The sequence below is a fragment of the Prescottella sp. R16 genome (assembly GCF_030656875.1).
Lineage (GTDB): Bacteria > Actinomycetota > Actinomycetes > Mycobacteriales > Mycobacteriaceae > Prescottella.
The window spans coordinates 909754-930563 of record NZ_CP130943.1; the positions used below are offsets into that span (position 1 = coordinate 909754).

Below are 20810 nucleotides of genomic sequence, written 5' to 3' on the forward strand. Positions count from 1 at the left end.
GCGTGACGAGGCGGTGTTACGGGTTCCGGGGGCGAAAAAGTGCCTCTCATCTGCGGTGGCACAACTTGAACGAACGTTCGGCAGCGTGTCATGATGTGACGGCATTCGCCTGTATGTGCGGTTCGGTGAACGCAGACCTGAAACGTGTTCTACGCATCTTGATTCCCCCTCGTCAGGACGACCGAAGGAGCTTTTCATGACCCGACCCCTGACTCGCCGCATCGCAGCCTCCGCTGCCGCCGCAGCCATCGTCGCCGGAGGACTCACCTTCGGTACCGGCGTCGCTTCGGCCGCGCCGGCCGAGTGCGGTACCCAGGCATCGCAGGTCTTCGCCGGCCCCGCCGGTCTGGTGAAGATCAAGCTGACCAAGCAGGTCATCGGCGACGGCACTGTTGCCCCGGGTGGCACCGTGAGCTACAAGATCACGGTCGGTAAGGAGTCGGGTGCTGCGACGCTGCTGCGTACCATGACCGACTACTTCCCGGCGGGCTTCACCCTCCAATCGGCCACGGTCAACGGCAAGGACGTCAAGACCAACAACGACTACACGGCGAACAGCGTGTCCACGACCTCGGCCTTGGGATGGGCGATCGACGGTAGCCCGGCAGAGTTCGTCACCACGTACAAGGTTCCGGCGGATGCCAAGGTCGGCACGGTCTACGACAGTGGCGCGTCGGCGAAGCCGGATGCGTGGGGCGAGAAGAAGGCCGACCCGATGGGTGTGTGCGTGACGGTTCGCGCCGCCAACCCGGGTGAGATCGTGACCGGCAGCCTCGATTCGTCGGGCTTCGGTTCGTCGGGCCCGGTTGCGAGCGGTTCGGCGGCGTCGTCGATCATCAACGACCCGGCCGGTTTCATCGGTGACATCATCGGCAATGTACTGAAGAGCGCCAGCTAGTTTCCCCGACAGCAGCCCCGTCCCGGATCCGTCCGGGGCGGGGCTTCGCTGTGGGCGGACGAAAAATCCGTTGCAGAGTCCGCGGATCCGGGCGTACCTTCGGCTCTACACGAGGAAGGAGGTGGTCTGGAGTTGAATGACAAACGGACACGTGAGGTGGCTGTCCGCTAGCCACGATGCTCTCGGAATTCACTGACCGCGTCAGGCCGGCGAATCCCAGGCAGCTACCCGATCCCCGAGCCCCCCCGACCGTGTCCAGGTCGGGACGCCACGAAAGACGAAACCCCCGGGCTTCGTCCGCAGTGGACGGGCCCGGGGATCGCTGCTGTTCCGGGGTTGTTCTAGCCGGCGTAGCGCTGTAGTCGCGCCGAGAAACGCGGCTCGAGGGGGCCGTCGGCGATGACGCGTTCCTCGACGTAGGCGAGGTCACCGCCTTCGACGATGCCGTACAGGCGCTTGGCGCCACCGATCAGTTCACCGGATTCGGAGCGGATCACGACATCGGTGCCGAGTTCCCACGACGACTGCGTCAACGCCTGGCCGTAGAACAGTTCGACGACACCGGAGGCGTGGGTGAGCAGCAGTTCGATGACTTCCTCGTTGGTGCTGCCCGGGATGCCGTCGCCGGCGACACGCCAGTAACCGCTCTCGCGCTGGTCGGGGGCCGCATAGTTACCGTCGGCGTCCAGGCGCCACGACCGCGACTCCCAGGTCAGGTAGTTCTCACCGTCGTGGGAGACGACGATCTGCTGGCCGAAACGGTAGTCGCCGTCGGCGTCACGACCCTCGCCCTCACCGCGCCACACGCCGACGAGCGGGATCAGCGCGAGCATGCCCGGATTGAGGTCCGGGCCGAAGCGAAGATTCGCGGTGTCGTCGGGTAGCGGCAGACCCGGCAGGTTCGCGATGTTGCGTCCCGCCGTGTCCTCGGCACGAACCACGGCATCCTCGACAGCCTGGTTACCGCTACCGCGCACTACCTGCGGCTCGGACGCCTCGGGCTGCTCGGACGCCGAATCGGCGCCGGCTTCCGGATCCTGACTCACGGCTGGTCGGTGACCAGGCGGTACACCGTGTACACGGAGAACCAGGTGATCAGGATGGCGGCAAGGACAAGAAGAACCTCGAAGAAGATGACCACGTCGCTCATCCTAGACCTCTGCGCGGGAACGTTCGAAATCGGTGGTTCGTTCCCGTGTTCGCGGGCAGAGGCTCACGGGTGTGCGCGATCCCAGCCGTCGCGGCGGCACACCTCGTCGAAAGCTTCTCGGAGCGGTCGACGCTTCCGCTCGAGTCTGGCGTCGTTCACCACGTCGCCGCACGGTCGCCGATCGGCGGCATCCCACGGTTCGGCGCCCTCCACGGGTTCATCTGCCGCTATTCCGCATCCGACGAACACTGCACCGGGGCCGGCGCGAGGAACAGTGTGCACACGTAGGTCACGGCGGCGCACACTGCCGAGACCGCCACGAACCACGCCCCGCCGGACGGGCTCGCACCCGTCGTCGACACACCCCACACGAAGAACACGGCGACGAACAGGAACACCGCGCCCGCCGACCAGGTCGCGAACCGGTGCCGCCGGCACCGCGCCGAATGCGGTGGCCACGCCTGCGCCGATCGCAGCGCCAGGGAGCCGCCTACCACCGACACGGATCCGACCACCACTCCGGCGAACACCCCCACCGCCAGCGCCACCGGCATCGATCCGAGGCTGCCGGACCGGATCGTCTCGACCGCCGCCACCGCGGCACCGACCCCGGACGCAACACCGATCTCTCTCGCGATCCACCCCATACGTGCAGCCAAGCACATCCGCTAGCGTCGGGCCCGCATCGTTTCGAGGGGGGAGAGCCGAGATGGACCGCAACAACCCGACCGTGCCGCTGATCTTCGACATCCAGGTGCTGGTCATCGTCGGGCTCACCGTCGCCGCACTGGTCTCGATCTTCCGGACCCGTCACGACCGCGCCGGGTCGAAGTTCTGGTGGTCGGTGCTCACCGTCGTCCTGCCCGTCATCGGGCCGGCCGCCTGGTTCCTGTTCGGGGCGCCGCCGCTGCGTAAGCGAATCCATTGACGGGCCCCTGCCGACACGCCACAGGGGCGCCGCTCCGTCACGGAACGACGCCCCTGCCGGGTTCTCGGTGACCTACTTGGTGACGGTCACGTCCACGCTGTGCACGCCGGGGGCGGACGGGCTGATGCGCACGTCGCCGTTGCCGGCGGCGGAGAGGGCGCGGACCTTCCAGTCGCCGGGGGCGGCGAAGAAGCGGAAGTCGCCGGTCGCGGAGGCGACGACCTCGGCGGTGAACTCGTCGGTGCTGTCGAGGAGGCGGACGAACGCGCCACCGACCGGCTGGCCGGCGGTGTCGAGGACGCGGCCGGTGATGACCGTTTCCGTCTCGACGTTGACGCCTGCGGGCAGGGTCTGGGTCTGAACAGGTGCTCCGCACATAACTCTTATGCTCCCAACTCGATCGGTGCGCCGACCAGCGAGCCGTACTCGACCCAGCTGCCGTCGTAGTTCTTCACGTTCTGCTTACCGAGGATCTCCTGCAGCACGAACCAGGTGTGGCTCGAGCGCTCGCCGATACGGCAGTAGGCGATGGTTTCCTTGGAGTCGTCGAAGCCCTTGTCCGCGTACAGCTTCGCGAGGTCTTCGTCGGACTTGAAGGTGCCGTCCTCGTTGGCGGTGGTGCTCCACGGGATGTTGATGGCGCCGGGGACGTGGCCACGCTGCTGTGCCTGTTCCTGCGGCAGGTGCGCCGGCGCGAGGATCTTGCCCGAGTACTCGTCGGGGGAGCGGACGTCCACCAGGTTCGCGGAACCGATCGCGGCGATCACGTCGTCGCGGAAGGCGCGGATCGAGGTGTCGGGCGCTGCGGCCTTGTACTCGGTGGCCGGGCGGGTGACGGTCTCCTTCGACAGCGGACGGCCGTCGAGCTCCCACTTCTTGCGGCCACCGTCGATCAGCTTGACGTCCTGGTGGCCGTACAGCTTGAAGTACCAGTACGCGTACGCGGCGAACCAGTTGTTGTTGCCGCCGTAGAGGACCACGGTGTCGTCGTTCGCGACGCCCTTCGCGGACAGCAGCGCAGAGAACTGTTCCTGGTTCAGGAAGTCGCGGCGGACCGCGTCCTGCAGATCCTTGCGCCAGTCGAGCTTGATCGCGCCCTCGATGTGGCCGCCGTCGTAGGCGGAGGTGTCCTCGTCGACCTCGACGAAGACGGTCTTGGGTGCGGTCAGATTCTGCTCGGCCCAGTCTGCGGAGACCAGGACGTCGGAGCGAGCCATAGGTGGTCCTTTCGGGTTCGGAACGACGAGTGGAGAATTCGAGAAAACTGTGGGGTCAGGCCAGGTTTCGGGTGTTGCCGCGCAGGCGTGCGACCAGTGGGTAGATCTGGCAGCCCAGGCAGACCCCGAAAGCGGCGTTGAGGAGCGCGGCGAACAGTGCGAACCCGGTCGCGACGGCCCCGACGAGCCCGGCGCCGGCGAGGAAACCGACGGTGCCGACGGCCGCGAAGACGAGACCGACGAGCTGTGCGAACCGCAGCGGTGCGACGGGCTCACGTTCGGTGACCGGCCCCAGCCGTGGGGAGACGACGGCCGCGAACAGTCGGCCGTACGGGCTGCGGCGCGGCCCGGCCAGGGCGCCGATCGCGAAGACGACGGCCTGCGCGGCCAGCAGGATGCCGGCGACCAGCGGCGACACCGTCGACACGATCAGGACGATCACCAGGACGGCGGTGGTGACCCAGGCGGCGAAACGTGGACCGCGGACGTCGACCTGCTGTGCGGTGAGGGTGGGAGTGGACATGCGGAGTGCTCCTGCGGGATACCGAGTGCTGAGATGCCGGCGCGTGGCGGCGGGCTTTTCGGATGCACCGATCACGGGTGGGTTCGTCGGACAGCGACGACACGCTGGGCCGGAAAGAGGCGTCGACCTGCCGTGATCAACAGCAGGGACAGCAACAACCACCGAGGCGGCACAGGTCGACTGCGCGGCGTCGGGTGAGCATCAGCTCGTGGTTGGAGTACACGAGGTGCAGCGTACCCAATTTTTCGCGATGTGGGTCACTCGGTTTCGAGGAGTGGGACCAGGGCCGCTTCGAGGTCGGCCGCCGACGGCACCCCGGAGATGCGGAAACGTTCGGTCAGATCGCCGTCGAGGATGAACGTGGTGGGAAGCGACAGGACGCCGAGAGTCTTTGCCAGGGCGGGGTTTTCGTCGATGTCGAGTTCGATGTCGAGAGCGGCCGGACCGTCGGTGCGGGATGCGTCGAGCTTGGCGAGAACGTTCCCGACGACGCGACGGACCGCCGCGCACGGGCCGCACCAGTCGGCGGAGAAATGGAGGACGACGGGGTGTCCGGTCGCAGTCACCCCGGCCTCGGTGAGGAGCACGGTCCGCTCGTCGCCGGCCGTCGCGGCAGGTTCCGACGCGCGCACCCTCCCGGCTCGCGCCCGCAGCGCGAGACCGACGGCGAGGGTGGCGGCGACCGCGATCAGTAGAACGACGACAGCGGTCATGCGGCCTCCTGGAGACGATCGAGATCGATGACGAGATCGTCGCCGATGCCCTCGACGACGATCTGCGATCCCTCGGCGTACACGTCGGTGGGCATGATGCCGAACGGGAGTGCCTGCGGGTCGATGGTCTTGGTGAACAGGTCGAGCACTCCCTGGCGCAGCGGATTCGGGACGGAGAAGTCCGCCTCGCCCTCGGGGCCGTAGTAGAAGTCGGTGGCCACGATCATCAACTGCTCACCGCGCAGCACCAGGTCGGCCTGCACGCTCACCGATGTCTGCAGCGGGCCCACCGGGACGGTGCCGGTGAACACGATGCCGCCGGTGGTCGGCGACCCGGATCCGCCGGATCCTCCGGTGCCGTCCGACTTGTCCGCCGGCGGCGCCGACACCTGCAGATCGGGGATGCCGAGGAATTTCCCCAGGTCGGTGGCGTCGATCATCATCCGGCCCTCCAGATGGTCGACGGGCACCTGGGACACGGAACCGTCGAGGATCGTGGACGCCGGTACGGACACCCCGTTCAGGGTCGCCTCGATCGTCACGTCGCCGATCATGTCCCGGTGCACCTGCTGGGCGCGGATCTCGACGTCGTCGTACTTGCCGCGCCACGCCTGGGTGAGGAACGGGAAGCCGTGGATGGTGACCTCGGGGTCGGCGGTGAGCGAGCCGCCCTCACGTAGCGCCCGGGACACCCGGTACTCGGAGTAGGCGGCGGCGCCGAAGTCGACGACGACGGCGATTCCGACGAGGCACACCAGCCCGATGATCAGTTTCCGCACAATCCCATTGTTACTGTTCGCCTCGGGTGCCGGTGCGGCGGTCCGGTGTCGGCTCGCGCTAGTCTGTGCGCGAAAACTTGTCGGACCACTCGGTGTCGGCCCTCCGCCGGCGTTCGCGGCGACAGAGAGGGAGGCCTGAGTGGAGCTTCTGCTTCTGACCTCCGACCCCGATCCGGAGACGGTGCTGCCGTCGTTGGCCCTGCTGTCGCACACGGTGCGGCCGGCTCCGGCCGACGTGTCGTCACTTCTCGAGGCGGGTGCGGCGGACGTCGCGCTCGTCGATGCCCGCACCGATCTGGCCGCGGCGCGCGGCCTGTGCCGGTTGCTGGGGACGACGGGCTCGGCGATCCCGGTCGTGGCCGTCCTGACCGAGGGCGGACTCGTCGCCGTCAACGCGGAATGGGGTCTCGACGACATCCTGCTCCCGACGACCGGGCCGGCGGAACTCGATGCGAGACTGCGGTTGCTCGTCGGCCGCAACGGGGGTGTGACCGCGCCCGAAGCGACCGGCAAGATCACGCTCGGTGAGCTGGTGATCGACGAGGGGACGTACACCGCACGACTGCGGGGTCGTCCCCTCGATCTGACTTACAAGGAGTTCGAGCTCCTCAAATATCTCGCGCAGCACGCGGGCCGGGTGTTCACCCGCGCGCAGTTGCTGCAGGAGGTGTGGGGGTACGACTTCTTCGGCGGCACCCGCACCGTCGACGTCCATGTCCGACGGCTGCGTGCCAAACTCGGCTCGGACTACGAGTCCCTCATCGGGACCGTCCGCAACGTCGGCTACAAGGCGGTGCGTCCGCCGTCCCGGCCCGGCCCGGCGCCGACCGACCCGGCCCCCGACGACGATCCGGCTCCGGACGGACCGGACTCCAGCCCTGCCCCTACCCAAGGATCGGCATATCGATGAACACTCTGCAGCTCGACTGGATCGATTCACCGCCGGCCGCGGAGATCCGGGACCTCGTCGCCCGCGCCACGACGGCCGACGGCACCGCGCCCGTGTCGGAGCAGGCGCTGCACGCACTCACCGGCCCCGGTGCGGCCCGGCACCTGACGGCGACGGTCGACGGCCGCGTCGTCGGTTACGCGCAGCTCGAGCCCGGGCACGGGGACCATCCGGCGATGGCGGAGGTCGTCGTCGATCCCGACGGCCGCGGGGCCGGGACCGGGCGCCGGCTCGTCGCGGAGGCGCTGCGTTCCGGAGGGGCGGGCACCCGGGTGTGGGCGCACGGCAACCTGCCGGCCGCCGTCGCCGTCGCCGGCCGGCTCGACCTGATCGGGGCGCGGGAACTGCTGCAGCTGCGCCGGTCGCTGACCGAGCCGCTGCCCGACGTCGTCGTGCCGGACGATGTCACGCTGCGCACGTACCGGGGCCCGGAGGACGACGCGGAGCTCCTGCGGGTCAATGCCGCCGCGTTCGCGTGGCATCCGGAGCAGGGCACGTGGACGCAGCGCGACATCGACGAACGCCGCAGCGAACCGTGGTTCGATCCTGCCGGACTGTTCCTGGCGTTCCCCGCAGAGCACGGCGACGGCGCCCCGGACCGTCTGCTGGGCTTCCACTGGACCAAGGTGCACGCGCCGGAGAACGACACCCCCGCACTCGGGGAGGTGTACGTCGTCGGAATCGACCCCGACGCGCAGGGCCGCGGCCTGGGCCGGGTGCTCACGCTGGCGGGCCTGCACCATCTGCGGGCCCGCGGTCTCGGCACCGTCCTGCTGTACGTCGAAGGGGACAACACCGCAGCTCTGCACACGTACGAGCGGCTCGGATTCGAGCGGTTCCACGTCGACGTCGCGTACACCGCGCGGGGCTGATCTTCCGCACGAATCCGGCGTGTGACGAAGTTCTCGGGCAGATTCCGGCGGGAGTTCACCTTCCGTTCACCGAACCGGGTCCCGATGGCTACCGGGCACCCTTACCTTTCTGGCCTGGGTGGCGGATCGCCACCCGGTGCGGTCCCGTGCGGACCGACATCTTCCACGCCGCCCGACGACGGGCGGAACGCCAGGACAGCGGAGGATCCAGGGTGAAGCTCGAGCGTAACGGCGCAGTGTTCGGAGCAGTGGTGTTCGGTGCTGTCGCGGCCATGACGCTGACGGCGTGCGGCAGCGACAACAACGCCGCCTCCTCGACGGTCGACACGTCCGCGTCCACGGCACTGTGTGACGGCAAGGACAAGCTGTCCGGGGCCGGGTCGTCGGCGCAGAAGAACGCGATGGACGAGTTCACCTCCACCTACATCGCGGCCTGCCAGAACAAGGGCAAGTCCGTCAACGTCGCCTACAACCCGAGCGGTTCCGGCGACGGCCGCACCCAGTTCATTGCGAACCAGATCGACTTCGCGGGCTCGGACTCGGCGATCAAGGGGGAGCAGGCCGAGCAGGCCAAGCAGCGCTGCAACGGCAACGACGCGTGGAACCTGCCGCTCGTGTTCGGCCCGGTCGCGCTCGCCTACAACCTCGACGGCGTCGACGACCTGGTCCTCAGCGGCGAGGTCGTCGCCAAGATCTTCAACGGCACCGTCACCACGTGGAACGATCCGGCGATCGCCGCCCTCAACTCGGGCACCGAGCTCCCGGACGAGAAGATCAACCCGATCTTCCGCTCCGACTCCTCGGGCACCAGCGACAACTTCCAGCAGTACCTCGAGGCGTCGTCCAAGGGCGCCTGGACGGTCGGCGCGGGCTCCGACTTCAAGGGTGGCGTCGGTGAGGGTGCCAAGGGTTCGGCGGGTGTCGCGCAGGCCGTCGCGTCGGCTCCCGGATCGATCACGTACGTCGAGAAGTCGTTCGCGGATCAGCAGAAGCTGGCGATCGCGCAGATCGACAACGGCTCCGGCCCGGTGGAGCTGACGCAGGACACCGCCGGCAAGGCGATCGCGAACGCCGCGTTCAAGGGTTCGGGCACCGGTGACCTCACCCTCGACCTGAAGTCGATCTACGGCAGCACCGAGGCCGGCACCTACCCGCTGATCCTGGCCACCTACGAGATCGTGTGCTCGGCCGGGTACCCCGCGGACACCTCCGCCGCCGTGAAGTCGTTCCTGACGAGTGCCGCGAACGAGGGCCAGCAGACGCTCGCCGACCAGGGCTACGTCCCGCTGCCGGAGTCGTTCCGCGCCAAGATCAACGAGTCGATCGCGGCCATCGGCTGATCGGGACGCACCGCATCCGGACTGCCCATCTATATTCGACGGAGAATGTGAGCGCAGATGACTGACGCGAGCACACGGTCAACACCACGCGCCTCCGGCCCCGCGGACGGCGGGGCCGGGGTGGGCGGTCCGAACGGTACCCCGGAGGCCCCGATCACTTCCTCACCGGAAACGAAGAACAAGGCTGTCACCCGGCCCGGAGACCGGATCTTCGGTTCCTTCGCCTCGGGTTCGGCAGTTTTCATCACACTCCTCGTCGCGGCCGTCGGCATCTTCCTGATCTGGCGGGCGGTGCCCGCGTTGCAGCGCAACGAGGTCAACTTCCTCACCAGCCGGGTATGGGACACGGTCGACATCGACGCGATGGCGTTCGGTGTGCTCGACCTGTTCATCACCACCGTCAAGGTGTCGGTGTTCGCACTGATCCTGGCGATGCCGATCGCACTCGGCATCGCGATCTTCCTCACCGAATACGCGCCGAAACGCCTCGCCGGCCCCCTCGCGTACATGATCGACCTGCTGGCGGCGGTGCCGTCGATCGTCTACGGCCTGTGGGGGCTGCTGGTGTTCGCGCCGGCCGTCGCACCGGTCGCGATGTGGCTCAACGAGCACCTCGGCTGGATCCCGTTCTTCGCGGACGGCACCGGCTCGATCCGCGGCGGCGGCACCGTCTTCACCGCCGGCATCGTGCTCGCGGTGATGATCCTGCCGGTCATCACGGCCGTGACCCGCGAGGTGTTCGCCCAGACCCCCAAGGCGCACATCGAGGCGGCCCTCGCGCTCGGCGCGACCCGGTGGGAAGTGGTGCGCACCACCGTCATCCCGTTCGGCAAGTCCGGCTACATCAGCGGATCCATGCTCGGCCTGGGCCGCGCCCTCGGCGAGACCATGGCCCTCTACATGATCCTGCGGACCACGTCCGCGCCGGCATCGTGGCTCGGCCTCAACGACTCCGGCTCGACGATCGCGTCCAAGATCGCGCTCGGATACGCCGAGTTCAACAACGACATCCAGGCGGGCGCCTACATCGCCGCCGGCCTCGTCCTCTTCGTGCTCACCTTCGTGGTCAACGCGGCCGCACGCGCCGTGATCTCCGGAAAGCGGGACTGACCGATGACCAGCGTTCTCGACAAGCCGATCAAGGCACCCGCCTTCCAAGGGGTGGGCCTGCGCCGCCGCATCACCGATCACACCGCCACCGTGCTGGTCACCCTGTCCGTGCTGATCGCGCTCGTGCCGCTCGTGTGGGTGCTGTGGACGGTGATCGTCAAGGGCCTGCCGGCCGTCACGTCGCAGACGTGGTTCACGCACTCGTTCAGCGGCCTGTCCGCGTCCGCACAGGGCGGCGGCATCTACCACGCTCTCGTCGGCACTCTCCTGCAAGGCCTGTTCTGCGCGATCCTGGCGGTGCCGCTCGGCCTGTTCGTCGCCGTCTACCTCGTCGAATACGCGGGTACCTCGAAGCTCGGCAAGCTCACGACGTTCATGGTCGACATCCTCTCGGGCATCCCGTCGATCGTCGCCGCCCTGTTCATCTACGCGCTGTGGGTCGCCACGTTCGGCTTCCCCAAGTCGGCGCTGGCCGTGTCGCTCGCCCTGGTGCTGCTGATGGTCCCGGTCGTGGTCCGCAGCACCGAGGAAATGCTGCGGATCGTGCCGAACGACCTGCGGGAGGCGTCGTACGCGCTGGGCGTCCCCAAATGGAAGACGATCATGCGGATCGTCGTCCCGACCGCGCTGCCCGGCACCATCACCGGCGTCATGCTCGCCCTCGCCCGCGTCCTCGGCGAGAGCGCGCCGCTGCTGATCCTGGTCGGCTACGCACCGTTCATCAACTTCAACCTGTTCGGCGGCGAGATGGGCACCCTGCCCGGCGTGATGGTCGCCGAGATGAACAACCCGACCGACGCCGGCTCCAACCGGATCTGGGGTGCCGCACTGACCCTGATCCTCGTCATCGCGATCCTCAACGTCGTCGCCAAGGTGATCGGCCGCTTCACCGCCGTCCGCGGCAAGTGAGCACCGGTTTCGTGACGGACACCGCGATCACCGCCACCACCGAACCTCGTCAGTACATACTCGAGCAGAAGCTCACACCAGTAGGGAGCCGATGAATGGCCAAGCGTCTGGATCTCAAGGACGTCAACATCTACTACGGCAAGTTCCATGCCGTCGCCGATGTGGGGCTGTCGGTACCGCCGCGCAGCGTCACCGCGTTCATCGGCCCGTCCGGCTGCGGCAAGTCGACGGTGCTGCGCTCCCTCAACCGCATGCACGAGGTGACGCCCGGCGCCCGCGTCGAGGGCTCCGTCCTTCTCGACGGTGAGGACATCTACGGTTCCACCGTCGACCCCGTCGGTGTCCGCAAGACCATCGGCATGGTGTTCCAGCGGCCCAACCCGTTCCCCACCATGTCGATCCGCGACAACGTCGTCGCCGGCCTCAAGTTGCAGGGCGTGCGGAACAAGAAGGAACTCGACGAGGTCGCCGAGAAGTCGCTGCGCGGCGCCAACCTGTGGAACGAGGTCAAGGACCGGCTCGACAAGCCCGGCGGTGGCCTGTCCGGTGGACAGCAGCAGCGTCTGTGCATCGCCCGCGCGATCGCCGTCTCCCCGGACGTGCTGCTCATGGACGAGCCCTGCTCGGCACTCGACCCGATCTCGACGCTCGCGATCGAGGACCTCATCACCGAACTCAAGCAGGACTTCACGATCGTCATCGTCACCCACAACATGCAGCAGGCCGCCCGCGTGAGCGACCAGACCGCATTCTTCAACCTCGAGGCCACCGGCAAGCCGGGCAAACTCATCGAGATCGACGACACCGAGAAGATCTTCTCCAACCCCACCCAGAAGGCCACCGAGGACTACATCTCGGGCCGCTTCGGCTGAGCCTCGCGGCTGCACCCGAGGGGCGGTCCGGTCACGAACCGTCGGTGCTCAGGCCGACGTCGGCCACCAGGCCGTGATGATCGGATCCGGCGATGTCGATGCGTTCGAGGCTCGTCACCACCGCCCCCTTCGTGACGACGCGGTCGATGCCGGTGACAGCGGGATACCACCGGGACGCCGGCATGGTCGGCACCAGCCCGGCACCCACCTGATCGGCGGCGTCGGCATAGCCGTCGGTGAGCAGCGCCCGGTACTGCGGCTGGGTGTAGTCGGCGTTGAAGTCGCCGCTGACGACGACGTTGTCGCGCCCCGCGACGGCGAGCATCTCGTCGTGGATGCCGCGCAGCTCCGCCGCCCACAGCTGCGCCGGGAACAGGTAGGCCGGTGCCGGGTGAACCATCAACAGTGCCAGCGGTTCCCGCAGCCCCACCTCTATGTCGGCGGCGAGGTTGGCGGAGAGGAAGCCCGGCAGGTTGCGTGTGTTCGCCAACGGGAACCGGCTGTAGATCCCGCCGCCCTGTCCACCCGGCCCGTACGACACCACGAACCGATGCGGAAGCACGTCGTCCAGACCGGCGACGTCCAGCGCCTCGATCGATTCGTCGGTCAGTTCCTGCACGGTCAGGACGTCCACGCCGCGATCCCGGACCGTGTGGACGAGCGCTTCCGGATCGGCCTGCCCCACTTTGACGTTGGCCTGCATCACGCGAACGGTCGGGCCGGTGGCAGTGGGGGAGATGCCGCCGGCACCCGGGAGGTACAGCGGGGCGAGCAGCCACACGCCCAGCGTGCAGACCACGAGACACGCGGCGGCCGCGAGCCAGCGGCGGCCGAGCGTGGCGACGACGGCGCCGAAGAGTGCCATCAGGAGCAGCGACGGCGTCCGGCCGGCCAGCAGGACGACGAACCGGTTCTCCACGGGGACGGTCGATGCGAGCAGTCCCGCCGCCCCGTACAGCGCGCACAGGGCGCCGACCGTTCCGGTGGCTCGTCCGATGTGTCGCGGCAGGTGCACGTGTCGATCATGCCCGCGGTCGGCTCTCGTGCGGTGCGGCCGGGAGACGCGAAACGCCCGCCGGATGTCCGGCGGGCGTTTCGCTGCGGTCTCGCTACAGTTCGGGGTACGAGGCGATGTCGTCGAAGTCCTTGCTGGGCTCGACGGGCATCTTGCCGGTGACGAGGAAGATCACCCGGCGCGCGACCTCGACGGTGTGGTCGGCGAAGCGCTCGTAGAAGCGGCCCAGGAGGGTGACGTCGACGGCGGCGGCGACACCGTGCTGCCATTCGCGGTCCATGAGAACACTGAACAGGTGGCGATGGAGGTCGTCCATCGCGTCGTCCTCTTCACTCATCTTCGCGGCGCGTTCGGGGTCGCGGGTCTCGAGGACTTCCTTGGCGCCCGCACCGAGGGCGACGGCGATCCGACCCATCTCGGCGAAGTATCCGTTGACCTCCTCGGGGAGGACGTGGTTGGGGTGCCGGCGACGCGTGATCTTGGCGACGTGCAGTGCGAGCGCGCCCATGCGGTCGATGTCGGCGACGATCTGGATGCCGCTCACCACCGACCGGAGATCGCCGGCCACCGGGGCCTGCAGGGCGAGGAGCGCGAACGCCCGCTCCTCGGCGATCACGCTCAGTTCGGTGATCTTCTCGTGCTCACCGATGACCTGCTCGGCGAGCCCGAGGTCCGCCTGCAGAAGTGCCTGGGTTGCCTTCTCCATGGCCGCTCCGGCCAAACCCGCCATCTCGCCGAGGGTGTCGGCGAGCTCGGTCATCTGTTCGTTGTAAGCGACGCGCATGAGGTCACAGCCTACGGCGTGTCGGAAACCAAGTCACCACGGTCAGGTGAACGTCGGGTGAATGTGCACGCTGCCGATTCGGTCAGGCGCACGGGTTGTCGGTCGCGTTCGTCACGGCCAGGTCGGCGGGCAGTTCGACCTCCTCGGACTCGGCGATCCGGGTGGGGGGCGAGGAGACGGACTCCCCGGCCTCCGCCGGGGCGGTCAGGGTGCGGTCGAACGCCGTCCCCAGCACGACCTCGACGATTGCGCCGAGCCCGGACGCCTGCTCGAGTACTGCACCGGGAATCGACGACGCCACCGTCGCCGCCTCGGCCTCGTTGCCGGCGGAGAACCGAACCAGGGTCTGGGTACTCGAATCCGTGTAGTTGCCGACGCTGTAGATCTGGAACCCGTACGCGGCGAGCCGGTCGGCGGTGGACGCGGCCAGCCCGGACACCCCGGAACCGTTCGACACCTGCAGGCTCACCTCGTTGGGGGCGACGGCGAGCTGGGTCGGTGCCGGGGCCGGTGTGTGGGCCGAATCGGTGTCGGATTTCTCGGCGTCCCGCTTCTCACCGGGCAACGGCTCGTCGTCGATGATCGCCTGGAAGATGTCCTTGATGTCGTCGAGACGGGGGATCTCGTTGCCCCAGTCGTTGGTTCCGGCGGTCGGGACGGTGATGAACGTGACCGCGCCGGCGTCGACGTTGCGCAGCGACTGCCCGAGGGTGAGCAGCGACTTGGTGTCCATGTTCTCGACGAACGTGGCGCGAGTGAACGCGTTGATGAACCCGTTGAGCTTGCCCGGATCGAACAGCACCTTGCTCGACATCGCCTCCCGCAGGAGCGCCGACAGGAACAGCTGCTGTCGTTTGATCCGGCCGTAGTCGCCGTTGCCCTCGGCGTCGACGTGGCGGGCCCGGACGTAGTCGAGGGCCTTGCGGCCGTCGAGGGTCTGGTTGCCGGCGACGGGCAGGACGGTGCCGAGTTCGCCGTCGATCAGGGGTTGCGGCACGCAGACCTGCACGCCGCCGACCTCGTCGACCATGCTCTCGAAGCCGGCGAAGTCCATGCCGACGAAGTGCCGGATCTTCACCCCCGAGAGTTTCTGGATCACTTTCACCAGGCACTTCGGCCCGCCCAACGCGTAGGTGGCGTTGAGTTTGTCGCCGTCCGCCGCCGGGTACATCTCGCCGGTGTACGTGCCGGTGTTGTTGTCCCAGCCCTCGCAGACGGGCCGTTCCACGTCCAGGTCGCGGGGGAAGGACACGGCGACGACGCGGCTACGGTCGGCCGGGACGTGTACGAGCATGACGGTGTCCGATCGGGCGCCCTCGGCGTCTTCGACGGTGCCGGCGCCGACCTGGCCGGCCGCACCCGCCCGGGTGTCGGTGCCGACGATCAGATAGGTCTCGTCGCCGGTCTGTCCGCCCGGATCCACGATGTCGGACGAGTCGGTGTCGAGCCGAGATCTGGGCGAACCGTCCCTCGGTGGACTGCAGGTAGCCCCAGATGACACCGGTCGCGCGAGCAGTGTCAGTACCGCGACGAACGCGACGGCGGACCGCCCTGCGACGAGCAGTCTGCGGCGTTTGCGGTCGCGGTTCGCGGCGAGACGGGTGCGGTTGGGGGAGCCGACGGCGCGGGGTGCGGCGGTGGTGACGGCGTCGGCGACCCACGACGGTTCCGGTTCGGGTTCCGGTGGGGGCGGCGGCGCGGCCGAGGTGATCGCCGGAATGACCTCGGTGTCGGGGTCGGGGTCGGGCGGGGGTGTGGCGTGACCCATCTTCGCCATCAGGTCGGCGACGGAGAGCTGGTCGCCGGAGTCCGGATCGTCGATCCCCCTGCGGCCACGGCGTCGGTCGGCCAGTGGACGTTCCCAGGGGGCACGGCCTTCCCGTGCGTCACGACCGGGATTGTGCTCGTCACCCACCTGCGCGCCCTGACCTCTCCGCCTCCAAACAAGTACCGTCGCTCGACGACGCCGCAATGATACTGATCGATTGCGAGTTCGACAGGGGCGCGCGGCAGACCTGGCGGTCTTATCCGCCGGAGTGCATGATGTCGGCGCCGGCCGGTACCAGGGTGTCCTCGGGGTCGTCGAGCCATCCGTCCGGGAGGGCCACGGTGCCGGGGGAGCCCTGTCGGCCGCGCGGTCCTTCCGCGTCCTTGGGGAACGGCACCGTCGGATCGAGCTGCCCGAGGAAGCCCTCGAGTTCGGCCAGCGACGACACCCGGGCCATTCCGTTGCGCAGCTCGGAGCCGGCCGGGAATCCGCGCATGTACCAGGCGATGTGCTTGCGCATCTCGCGCATGCCCCTGTCCTCACCGTGATGGTCGGCGAGGAGGCGTCCGTGCCGCATCATGATCGCGGCGACCTCGCCGAGATTCGGCGGTACGGGCATCTCGGTGCCGTTGAGTGCGGCGCTGAGTTCCGCGAACAGCCACGGCCGACCGAGGCAGCCGCGTCCGACGACGACGCCGTCGCAGCCGGTCTCGGCCATCATCTTCTCGGCGTCCTCGGCGGCGAAGATGTCGCCGTTGCCGAGGACCGGGACGTCGGTGACGTGCTCCTTGAGCCGGGCGATCTCCGACCAGTCGGCCTGTCCGGAGTAGCGCTGGGCGGCGGTGCGGCCGTGCAGCGCGACGGCGGCGGCACCTTCGGCGGCGGCGATGCGTCCGGCGTCGAGGTGGGTGTGGTGTTCGGCGTCGATACCGACCCGCATCTTGACGGTGACGGGGATGTCGGTGCCCTCGGTGGCCTTCACGGCGGCGGCGACGATCTGCCCGAACAGGCGGCGCTTGTAGGGCAGGGCGGAGCCGCCGCCCTTGCGGGTGACCTTGGGGACGGGGCAGCCGAAGTTCATGTCGATGTGGTCGGCGAGGTTCTCGTCGACGATCATCTTCGCGGCGGCGTACGTGATCTCGGGGTCGACGGTGTACAGCTGCAGCGACCGCGGGGTCTCGGTGGGCCCGAACGTGGTCATGTGCATCGTCACCGGATGGCGTTCGACGAGGGCGCGGGCCGTCACCATCTCGCACACGTACAGGCCGGCGGTGCTGCCGGCGCGTTCGATCTCGAGTTCTCGGCACAGCGTCCGGAATGCGACGTTCGTGATTCCTGCCATGGGGGCGAGGACGACGGGGCTGCCCAGTTCGAGCGAACCGATGCGAAGGGGGGACCGGGAAGAAGACATGCGACCTCGGGAGGAGCGTTTCGGGGAAAAGGTGTGCCCGGTACCGAATCCGGTACCGGGCACAGGATAGCCGCAACGGGCCAGGTGGGGGCCTGTCAGGACGCCTTTTCCGCGCGGGCGGCGTCACGCGCGAGGGAACGGTCGCGCATCTCCTCGAACCGCACCGCCTGCTGTTCGAGGCCTTCGAGGAAGGCGGCGAGTTCCTCGCGGGTGTCCTCGCCGCGGGCGGTGAAGTCGGTGCGCTCGAACACCTTCCACTTCCGCAGCACCGGCTGCACGACCTCCTCGAGGTGCTGACGCAGGTCGTAGATGCCGTGCTTGGCCATGAGCACGCCGTTGCGCCGGAAGTTCGGCATGCCGGCGCCCGGCATCTCGAAGTTCTTGATGATGTCGGTCACGGCCCGCAGCGTCTGGTCGGGGGCGAGGTCCATCGCGGCACCACAGATGTTGCGGTAGAAGATCATGTGCAGGTTCTCGTCGGCGGCGATGCGCTGCAGCATCCGGTCGGCGATCGGATCCTGGCAGGCCTTGCCGGTGTTCCGGTGCGAGACCCGCGTCGCGAGTTCCTGGAACGTCACGTACGAGACCGAGTGCAGCAGGCCCACGCTGTCGCCGGCGGGGGAGTTGTACCCGTTCGTCATGTGGATCATCCGGGCGTTCTCGAGCTCGACCGGGTCGACTCCGCGGGTGACGACGAGGTAGTCGCGCATCACGATGCCGTGCCGGTTCTCCTCGGCCGTCCACCGGCCCACCCAGGTGCCCCAGGCGCCGTCCTGCGAGAAGTTCTCGGCGATCTCGCGGTGGTACGACGGCAGGTTGTCCTCGGTGAGGAGGTTGGTGATCATCGCGGCCTTCGCGACGTCGTCGAGCCGGGACTGTTCGGGATCCCAGTCGTCGCCGCCCATCGCCGCGAAGTTGCGGCCCTCGTCCCACGGAACGTAGTCGTGAGGGTGCCAGTCCTTGGCCATCGAGAGATGTCGGTTGACGTTCTCTTCTGCGACGGGCTGCAGTTCCTGCAGCAACTCGAGCTGGGTGAGGTCCCTCGACATCAGTTCTGCCTCCATGAAAGTCGTTGACACGTAAAGACGTCGGCGTCTTCTGCAGGTGTCTTTCGCTGGCGTGCGCCGTCGGCGTGGTCGTCGGGCGGGTCGCAAACCTACGGTAGCGTAGGTTTGTCCGCGGAAGTGGGGTCCAAAGCGGTCATCTGGTTGCCGAAAGTCCTGTCCCCCCTGGTCGCAGGTTTCGGCCGTCCCGACATATACCGAATCGGGTGTGGCGGACGTTACACGTCGGTGACCTTCTCGGGTGCGGTTTCCGTGGGTTCGCCGACATCGACGGGCGCGTGTGCCCGCACCGTGAACTCGAGGAACCGGGACGCCGCCGGGGCGAGGGGGCGGCCGGACGCCCACACCACCCCGATGTCTCGACCGGCCCCGCGCAGAGGAACGAGTGTCACGCCGTCGGGCCACGTGTGCGGCTCCTGCCACGGCATCACCGCCACGCCCAGGGACGCGGCCACCAGTCCGCCGATGGTGGCCAGTTCGCTCGACTCGAAAACGACGTTCGGGACGAAACCGGCGGCAGCGCACAGGTCGTCGAGAATGCGGCGCATCCCGTAGTCCTCGTGCATGCCGATGAACGATTCGCCCGCCGCGGCGGTCAGGTCCACCGTCGTGTACTCCCCGAGCGGGTGGCCGGCCGGGACCGCGAGCGCGAGCCGCTGATGCGTGATCGGGGTCCAGTGCACCAGGGTGCTGCGGGGCCGAGGGGAGACGAAGGCGAGATCGTCGCGGCCCGCGACGACGCGGTCGACGAGCGTCGTGGCGGCGTCCTGGTAGAGAGCGAACGACACCCGCGGGCTCCGCTGCCGGTAGTCGCGCAGTACCCCGGGGACGAGCCACGTCCCGAACGAGTGCAGGAATCCCAGCCGGACCGTCCCGCGGTCGGGGCTGTCGAACGCCGCGATCTCCTGCCGGGCGGCGGTGAGTTCCGCCGAGGCGCGCCGGGCGTGTTCGAGCAGGATGCGACCGCGGTCGTTGAGTTCGAGTCGCCGACCGTGCCGCTCGAACAACTCGCCGCCGAGGTCGCGTTCGAGCCGGGCCAGCCGCCGCGACAGGGTCGGCTGGGAGATACGCAGCATGTCCGACGCCGCAGTGACCTGTTCGGTCTCCGCGAGAGCGATGAACCAGCGCAGACCGTCGAGCAGTTCCACGACCACCAGCTTATGCATCGAACGCATCAGCATGGGCGAAAGAATGCATTTCCTTTCGGTCGGGGGGTTTCGTGAGGATGGTCCTCGGAGGTGGGCACGTGAGCCGGGCGACACGGGAAACGCAACTCGACGGGGCGACGCGCGTCGCCGATCCGGTCGAGCGCGGGTCGCGCCGCTACCGGGCGATCACCGTCGCCCTGTTCGCCGCCGGGCTGACGACGTTCGTGTCCATGTACTCGGCGCAGGCCCTGCTCCCCGCCCTCACCGACGACTTCGCGGTGCCGCCGGGAGTGGCCGCTCTCGCGGTGTCGGTGACCACCGGGTTGGTCGCGCTCGCGATCGTTCCCGCGAGCGTGCTGTCGGAGCGGTTCGGGCGCACCCGCGTCATGGTGGTGTCCGCGACGGTGTCGAGCGTCGTCGGTGTCCTCGCGCCGCTGAGCCCGAACATGGCCGTCCTCCTCACTGCCCGCGCCCTGCAGGGCATCGCCCTCGCCGGGATTCCCGCGGTCGCGATGGCCTACCTGGCGGAGGAGGTCCACGGACGCGACCTCGGCTCCGCGATGGGCCGCTACATCGCGGGCACCACGATCGGAGGACTGCTCGGCCGGCTGGTCCCGGCGGCCGTGCTCGACGTCGCATCGTGGCGGTGGGCGATGGAGGTCGCGGCTCTGACGGCACTGGCCCTGGCCGTCGTGATGACCCGGACACTGCCGGCGTCGCACAGGTTCCGCCCGCAGCGGGTGCACCCGCGGATCGTCGTGGCCAACATCGCCGCACACGTCCGCGAACCCGCACTCTGCACGCTGTTCGCGCTGGGCTTCCTGCTCATGGGCGGATTCGTGTCGGCCTACAACTTTCTCGGGTTCCGACTGCTCGCCGCGCCGTTCTCGCTGCCCGCCGCGGCGGTGGGGCTGGTGTTCCTGCTGTACCTGGCGGGCACGTGGACGTCGACCGCAGCCGGTTCGGCGGCCGACCGGTTCGGGCGCCCCCGAGTCCTGCTCGGTGCGATCGTCGTGATGGCGGTGGGGCTGATGGTCACGCTGATCCCGGTGCTGCCCGTCGTGCTGGTCGGCATGCTGCTGTTCACCGGCGGTTTCTTCGCCGCTCACGCCGTGGCCAGCGGGTGGGTGGGGCTGCTCGCGACCGAGCACCGGGCCGAGGCGTCGTCGATGTATCTGTTCGCGTACTACCTCGGTTCCAGCATCGCCGGGGCGTGCGCCGGACTCGCGTACGCGGCGGGCGGATGGCCCGCGACCGTCGTGTTCGTCGGTGCCCTCCTCGTGGCCGCAGCAGCATCCGCGGCGACACTCCGCCGGTAGGTGTTGCGGCACCGACCACGGTGAGCACACAATTTCGCCAG

22 protein-coding genes and 1 pseudogene are annotated in these 20810 nt (G+C 68.5%); 9 read left to right on the forward strand and 14 right to left on the reverse strand.

Annotation, left to right across the window (positions count from 1 at the left end; genetic code table 11):
- Window positions 1-196 precede the first annotated feature (196 nt).
- On the forward strand, window positions 197-898 hold the full coding sequence (locus Q5696_RS04165) for a hypothetical protein (protein ID WP_305093963.1): 702 nt from the start codon (window positions 197-199) through the stop codon (window positions 896-898).
- A 341-nt stretch (window positions 899-1239) separates the two neighbouring features.
- On the opposite strand, the gene Q5696_RS04170 is transcribed toward Q5696_RS04165, so the two are convergent.
- Entirely contained in the window at window positions 1240-1875 is a 636-nt protein-coding gene (locus tag Q5696_RS04170; RefSeq protein ID WP_305095128.1) for a heme-binding beta-barrel domain-containing protein, read from the reverse strand.
- Window positions 1876-2275: 400 nt separating this feature from the next.
- Window positions 2276-2707 (reverse strand): hypothetical protein, encoded by a 432-nt coding sequence (locus Q5696_RS04175; RefSeq protein ID WP_305093964.1) that lies wholly within the window; start codon window positions 2705-2707, stop codon window positions 2276-2278.
- 50 nt (window positions 2708-2757) lie between these two features.
- Between Q5696_RS04175 and Q5696_RS04180 the strand changes: the two genes are divergently transcribed.
- Entirely contained in the window at window positions 2758-2976 is a 219-nt protein-coding gene (locus Q5696_RS04180) for a PLDc N-terminal domain-containing protein (RefSeq protein ID WP_305093965.1), read from the forward strand.
- 72 nt (window positions 2977-3048) lie between these two features.
- Here Q5696_RS04180 and Q5696_RS04185 read toward each other — a convergent pair whose 3' ends face one another.
- The 6 genes from Q5696_RS04185 to Q5696_RS04205 all read right to left on the reverse strand — a co-directional run bounded on the left by Q5696_RS04185 (window position 3049) and on the right by Q5696_RS04205 (window position 6208).
- Window positions 3049-3354, reverse strand: coding sequence for a DUF1416 domain-containing protein (locus Q5696_RS04185; RefSeq protein ID WP_305093966.1), 306 nt, complete (start codon window positions 3352-3354; stop codon window positions 3049-3051).
- 5 nt (window positions 3355-3359) lie between these two features.
- Complete coding sequence (locus Q5696_RS04190) at window positions 3360-4193, reverse strand: sulfurtransferase (RefSeq protein ID WP_305093967.1); 834 nt, start codon at window positions 4191-4193, stop codon at window positions 3360-3362.
- Between the two features lie 55 nt (window positions 4194-4248).
- Window positions 4249-4716 carry a DUF4395 domain-containing protein gene (locus Q5696_RS04195; protein WP_305093968.1) on the reverse strand — a complete coding sequence of 156 codons (468 nt, stop codon included), beginning with the start codon at window positions 4714-4716 and terminating at the stop codon, window positions 4249-4251.
- 136 nt (window positions 4717-4852) lie between these two features.
- Complete coding sequence (locus Q5696_RS21430) at window positions 4853-4939, reverse strand: putative leader peptide (RefSeq protein ID WP_370654902.1); 87 nt, start codon at window positions 4937-4939, stop codon at window positions 4853-4855.
- 34 nt (window positions 4940-4973) lie between these two features.
- Window positions 4974-5429, reverse strand: coding sequence for a thioredoxin family protein (locus Q5696_RS04200; RefSeq protein WP_305093969.1), 456 nt, complete (start codon window positions 5427-5429; stop codon window positions 4974-4976).
- Window positions 5426-6208, reverse strand: a complete 783-nt coding sequence (locus Q5696_RS04205; RefSeq protein WP_305093970.1) for an LmeA family phospholipid-binding protein — start codon at window positions 6206-6208, stop codon at window positions 5426-5428. Before Q5696_RS04205 ends, Q5696_RS04200 begins: the two co-directional genes overlap by 4 nt.
- Window positions 6209-6347: 139 nt before the next feature.
- Here Q5696_RS04205 and Q5696_RS04210 point away from each other — a divergent pair, with 139 nt between their 5' ends.
- From Q5696_RS04210 to pstB, 6 genes are all read left to right on the forward strand, one after another.
- Window positions 6348-7118 (forward strand): winged helix-turn-helix transcriptional regulator, encoded by a 771-nt coding sequence (locus Q5696_RS04210; RefSeq protein WP_305093971.1) that lies wholly within the window; start codon window positions 6348-6350, stop codon window positions 7116-7118.
- A complete protein-coding gene (mshD, locus tag Q5696_RS04215) occupies window positions 7115-8029 on the forward strand; it encodes a mycothiol synthase (RefSeq protein ID WP_305093972.1) in 915 nt (304 codons plus the stop codon). Before Q5696_RS04210 ends, mshD begins: the two co-directional genes overlap by 4 nt.
- 212 nt (window positions 8030-8241) lie before the next feature.
- A complete protein-coding gene (gene pstS, locus Q5696_RS04220; RefSeq protein ID WP_305093973.1) occupies window positions 8242-9369 on the forward strand; it encodes a phosphate ABC transporter substrate-binding protein PstS in 1128 nt (375 codons plus the stop codon).
- 57 nt (window positions 9370-9426) lie between these two features.
- Window positions 9427-10479, forward strand: coding sequence for a phosphate ABC transporter permease subunit PstC (gene pstC / locus Q5696_RS04225; protein WP_305093974.1), 1053 nt, complete (start codon window positions 9427-9429; stop codon window positions 10477-10479).
- 3 nt (window positions 10480-10482) lie between these two features.
- Window positions 10483-11388, forward strand: a complete 906-nt coding sequence (gene pstA / locus Q5696_RS04230; protein ID WP_305093975.1) for a phosphate ABC transporter permease PstA — start codon at window positions 10483-10485, stop codon at window positions 11386-11388.
- A 95-nt stretch (window positions 11389-11483) separates the two neighbouring features.
- Window positions 11484-12260 carry a phosphate ABC transporter ATP-binding protein PstB gene (gene pstB / locus Q5696_RS04235; protein ID WP_305093976.1) on the forward strand — a complete coding sequence of 259 codons (777 nt, stop codon included), beginning with the start codon at window positions 11484-11486 and terminating at the stop codon, window positions 12258-12260.
- 31 nt (window positions 12261-12291) lie between these two features.
- On the opposite strand, the gene Q5696_RS04240 is transcribed toward pstB, so the two are convergent.
- From Q5696_RS04240 to Q5696_RS04265, 6 genes and pseudogenes are all read right to left on the reverse strand, one after another.
- Window positions 12292-13275 carry an endonuclease/exonuclease/phosphatase family protein gene (locus Q5696_RS04240; protein ID WP_305093977.1) on the reverse strand — a complete coding sequence of 328 codons (984 nt, stop codon included), beginning with the start codon at window positions 13273-13275 and terminating at the stop codon, window positions 12292-12294.
- 94 nt (window positions 13276-13369) lie between these two features.
- Window positions 13370-14059: a phosphate signaling complex protein PhoU gene (gene phoU, locus Q5696_RS04245; protein ID WP_305093978.1), complete on the reverse strand. Its 690-nt coding sequence runs from the start codon at window positions 14057-14059 to the stop codon at window positions 13370-13372.
- Between the two features lie 82 nt (window positions 14060-14141).
- Window positions 14142-15974, reverse strand: a pseudogene (locus Q5696_RS04250) (LCP family protein).
- A gap of 109 nt (window positions 15975-16083) precedes the next feature.
- Window positions 16084-17238: a tRNA dihydrouridine synthase DusB gene (gene dusB, locus Q5696_RS04255; protein WP_305093979.1), complete on the reverse strand. Its 1155-nt coding sequence runs from the start codon at window positions 17236-17238 to the stop codon at window positions 16084-16086.
- Between the two features lie 95 nt (window positions 17239-17333).
- Entirely contained in the window at window positions 17334-18287 is a 954-nt protein-coding gene (locus tag Q5696_RS04260; protein WP_305093980.1) for an acyl-ACP desaturase, read from the reverse strand.
- Window positions 18288-18520: 233 nt separating this feature from the next.
- A complete protein-coding gene (locus tag Q5696_RS04265; protein ID WP_305093981.1) occupies window positions 18521-19477 on the reverse strand; it encodes a LysR family transcriptional regulator in 957 nt (318 codons plus the stop codon).
- Between the two features lie 71 nt (window positions 19478-19548).
- Here Q5696_RS04265 and Q5696_RS04270 point away from each other — a divergent pair, with 71 nt between their 5' ends.
- Window positions 19549-20769: an MFS transporter gene (locus tag Q5696_RS04270; protein WP_305093982.1), complete on the forward strand. Its 1221-nt coding sequence runs from the start codon at window positions 19549-19551 to the stop codon at window positions 20767-20769.
- Window positions 20770-20810: the final 41 nt, after the last annotated feature.